Raw genomic sequence first — 4,054 nt, 5'->3', positions numbered from 1 at the left:
AGAAATTATATGATAATCATCGCAAGACCGGCAACAGGATTCAATCTTAAGAAACTTTATTGCCAAATGTTTGAACGATCCTGCAGGTCAAACTTTTCTCTTCTTCTTTGGTGATCCTCCAGAAGATCCTCCAGAAACCTTTCTCTTCTTCTTTGGAGATCCGTGCTTAACGGAGGTCTGAGCGTACTCAAGCCACTCTTTGTTGGAGATGGCGATCTTCACCTTGTCCAGCTTCTCATCTTCCGCTTTCTTAAACTGCCCGATAGCCCAGAGAACCTTTCTCGCAATGTTGTAAGCCCCGTTTGCATCAGCATTCTTCGGCAGGATAGCGTTCTCTTGAGCCTCATAGTTACGGCTGTCGTAGAAGATCCCGTCAGAGTTCTTGACCGGAGAGATAAGGAAGTCCACATCGGTCCTTCCGGTGATAGAGTTCCTCATCTGGAGCATGAGAGACATGAGGGCCATGAATGAGCTGTAGAATGCCTTGTCGCTCTGCTCGCACAAAAGAGCCCTGATATCACCCTGCTGGTAGTTGATGCCGTACTTGTTGAACAGTTCTTTGTAGGCAGAGGTGAGGCACACTTCTTCCCAGTCGAACACGTTGTTTTTCTTCGGATTTCGGAAGATCCTGATACGGTTCCCGTAGGAGTAGAGCTTCCACTTCTTAATGTAGTCGGCGTCGGTCCTGCTGAAGTTCTTATAGTCGAGAGCGAACTCGAAAAGATCCTCTTCCGGCACGTACATGATCCTGTCGAAAGACGAGATGAACTTCTTGCTGTCGGCGATCGAGGTGTACTTGGTCTTGAGCAGGTTCACGAAACCAGTAGAAGGATCGATCTTGCTGGTGAGCCAAGCAGGGATATAGAAGATGAAGCCGTTCTGGGTGCTCATGCTCTTGAAGGACTCGAACTTGTTCGTGATCTGGTATCCCTTAAGAGCACCACCGGTAGCGCTAGGGTTGCTCTTTTTGTCCACCATGTAGTTGAGCTTGTCGATGAGCATCTTCTCGAACTTTTGGTAGACCTGCTTCTCAACCTTCACTCTACTGTTCTTGAACCCAGAGTTGAGGTCCTCAAGAGCGATCACAGCATCGTACTTTTCCACCAGCTCGCAGATCTTATGCACCACCTGAGAGATGTAGCCGGCCTTCAACTCTTTGATGTTTTCGATAGAAGTCCAGTTCTGCCTGGCCTCGAAACGCTCTTTTTCTTTCTTATCGAGGAGTGAGTGGTAGTCGGTCTTGATCCTGATGCCGTTGAAATTGTTGATAATCTCGTTCAGGCTGTACTGCTCGACGATGTTTCCCTTTCCGTCCACCACAACGATGTAGAGGAGGTTTCTCTCACCACGATCGATTCCGATCACGTAAGGGTTATCATCGTGCTTGAGCAGCACCCTCACCTCGGTATTGATCTTGAAGATGTTCTTCGGGCACTTGTTGATAGCGATCGGGATATGAAGCTCGTACTGGTCCTCGCTGAACCTTTTGTCCTTGTAGACGTCGTAAGACAGCGTGGTGGTCTTTTTCGGGTTGTCAGGATTCTTGTTAGCGATTGGAGAGTTGGCCGGGTGAACAACCAACTCTTCTTTCTTGAGTGAGGCCCTACGCATGAAGAGTTCAGCACCACCAGAAAGTCTGATCTGCCCGTGGTTGTTCTCGTCGAAAAGCAGCTTGAAGTACATCGTATGGAGGTTAGGAGTTCCGTGGCTCTTGTCGGAGAAGTCCTTGTTATAGATCTGGAACATGTAGAGCTTGCCCTCTTCGACCAACTTGTCAACCTCTTTCTTGGAGGCGCTCTCGAAGCTAACCTTGTAACCCTGTTCCTCAACCTCACGGTAGAACCCGGCGATATCCTTGTACTTTTCTGTCTCGCTGAAGTTAAAGTCGTAAGCGTTAGACCACTTCGGGTAACGCGAGATGCTGTCCTTGAAGAAATCGATGAGCTTGTGGCAGTCGTTGAGGTTGAACATGTCGCCTTTCTTGAAGGTCCCGTTCTTGTAGATTTTCTGGATGTCCTCAGACGGGTTGTAGTAGGCCATCCATTTCTTGCTGAAGAACACCTTAGGAAGCATCTTGTTCGGTCCCGGAAGGAGCTTGTAGTTGATCTTCTCATAGTTCCCGTTCACGTCATCCTTGTCGATCTTTTGGAGGCACTTGGCGTATTTCTTGTCCATGATGGCCAGGTAGTACTTAGACCCGTACCTGAGGATGGTGGCCCTGTAATCTGTCTCTTTGTCTTTGTCCCATCCGCCCATGAACTGCGGGTTCTGAAAGTACAACTTGAACTTGTCCTTGCTGTAAGGCTTCTGGGTCACGTAGTTTCTGATGGCGTCGTAGATATGGTCCACCTTGAGGAGGATATCGTAAGCGAGCACGAAATCCCCGTAGAAAGACTCGTCCCTATTAGTCTCTTTGCCCTCTCCGAAGAAGGCCTTGATATAGTTCTCGAAGGACTTCACGCTGTCGAGCAAATCCTTCATGATCGCGACGACAGCGTCGTTCTTCTTCAGACTCTTCTCGAGGACGAAATCAGCATCGAACAACTTCTCAGAGGACCCGTACACCTTGTAGATCTCGTCGACCTTCTGGATGATGATCTCTTTGAGCTTCTCGACCACGCTGAGATCAGCATCAGCGTATTCTTGAAGCTGCTCGAGGCTGAAAGAGCCGATCTTCTTGAACGACTTACGCCTGTCATCCTCGTACTTCTCAGTGACGACAGCCTTCTTCTTGAGGTGGATGTCATCGTACTCAGCATTCCACTTGTCCCTGATCACGTTCCACTCGCCGAAAATATCCTTGCTGATGGTGCTGATAGCAGGTCCGTTCTTAACGAAGATCCCAGCGCTGCTGTACTCGTCGAAGTTCTTGAAAAGCTTCTCCAACTTCTTGATGGACGAGAAGATCTCGCTGTTCTTGTTGAGGGTGTTACGGAAAACCTCAAGCACTTCCTCGTCAGAGGTGTAACCCTCACCGTAAAATGAGAGGCTCTCACGATCAGAGAGAACCTGCTTGTAGAGCGGCTTGAACTTCGGGAGCTTCTGCTTCGTTTTCTGGTTGTACAGGTTGATGTACTCGTTGAGTCCCTTAATCTTCTCCCCAGACTCGGTCACGAATCCTCCGATAATAGCGTTGTACACGTCGATGCCCTCTTGGGTGAGAACGAAGTTGAAGAACTCCCCTTCAAAAAAGTCCTCGACGTCGTAGTCGCTGTTGAGGATCTTCTCTTTGATTTCTTGCACCTCGTGCTTATCGAAGATGGCGTCCACCTTCTCGAAGATGTCCATGTTGCTGATGTAACGCGTGAGGTTCTCGTTGATGCATCTGAAAGCGATAGAGGTGCTCTTGGCCTCTTCGCTGAACATGTTTTCCCTGTTGTCGAAGAATCCGGTGAAGGCAGTAGTGAATCCGTTGAAGCTGTTCACGAGAGCGATCTCATCCTTATCGTCCAGGAACTCAGGCAGGATTGTCTCGATAATATCCTTCTTGAAGAGGCTCTTGTATCCCTCGTTTCCCTTGAAAGCCTTGGCGATCTCTTTACGGAGGTTGATCTCGAGGTTCTCAAGCTCTTTGTTCTCTTTCTCGGTCCTGGTTTTCTTACGGAAGAGGCTGATGTAGTTGTTGAGGTTCTTGAGCTTGATGCTGTGGAGCACATCGTTGATGAAGCTGAGGTAGTACCTGTCGAGGAGCTTCTTCACGCCCTTGTAATCTTCAGCTCTCTTCTCATCCTCGACGAGGAGCCTCTTGTTGTCGATATTCTCTTGGGTCTTTCCCACAGGGATAGCCTTGAACCTGAGGGTCTTAGAGAGGCTGTAGCAGTTGGTAAACTTCTCGAGCTTGCTCATACTACCTCCACCTCCAGATCCTCCACCTCCAGAACCTCCACCTCCAGATCCTCCACCTCCAGAACCTCCACCTCCAGAACCTCCACCTCCAACCTTTCTCTTCTTCTTTGGCATCCCGGGAGCTGTCAAAACAAAAACAAAAATCGAAACATCAGAATCAACAAAAATACATCAACCATCAACTATACAACAACCAAAACGTCAACAA

At 48.7% G+C, this 4,054-nt stretch carries 1 protein-coding gene; it reads right to left on the bottom strand.

All coding sequences use genetic code 11. From position 1 onward, the window contains the following. Positions 1-87: 87 nt before the first annotated feature. Positions 88-3,846 carry a type V CRISPR-associated protein Cas12a/Cpf1 gene (cas12a, locus tag L1965_RS15915; protein ID WP_235757406.1) on the bottom strand — a complete coding sequence of 1,253 codons (3,759 nt, stop codon included), beginning with the start codon at positions 3,844-3,846 and terminating at the stop codon, positions 88-90. Positions 3,847-4,054: the final 208 nt, after the last annotated feature.

This window comes from Paracoccus salsus (genome assembly GCF_021556615.1).
Classification (GTDB): Bacteria; Pseudomonadota; Alphaproteobacteria; order Rhodobacterales; family Rhodobacteraceae; genus Paracoccus; species Paracoccus salsus.
This window is presented reverse-complemented; position numbering and strand designations above follow the sequence as displayed.

What these genes read in the sequence shown, in the direction of transcription:
- cas12a (WP_235757406.1), bottom strand. Translation starts at nt 3,846, where the DNA reads ATGAGCAAGCTCGAGAAGTTTACCAACTGCTACAGCCTCTCTAAGACC.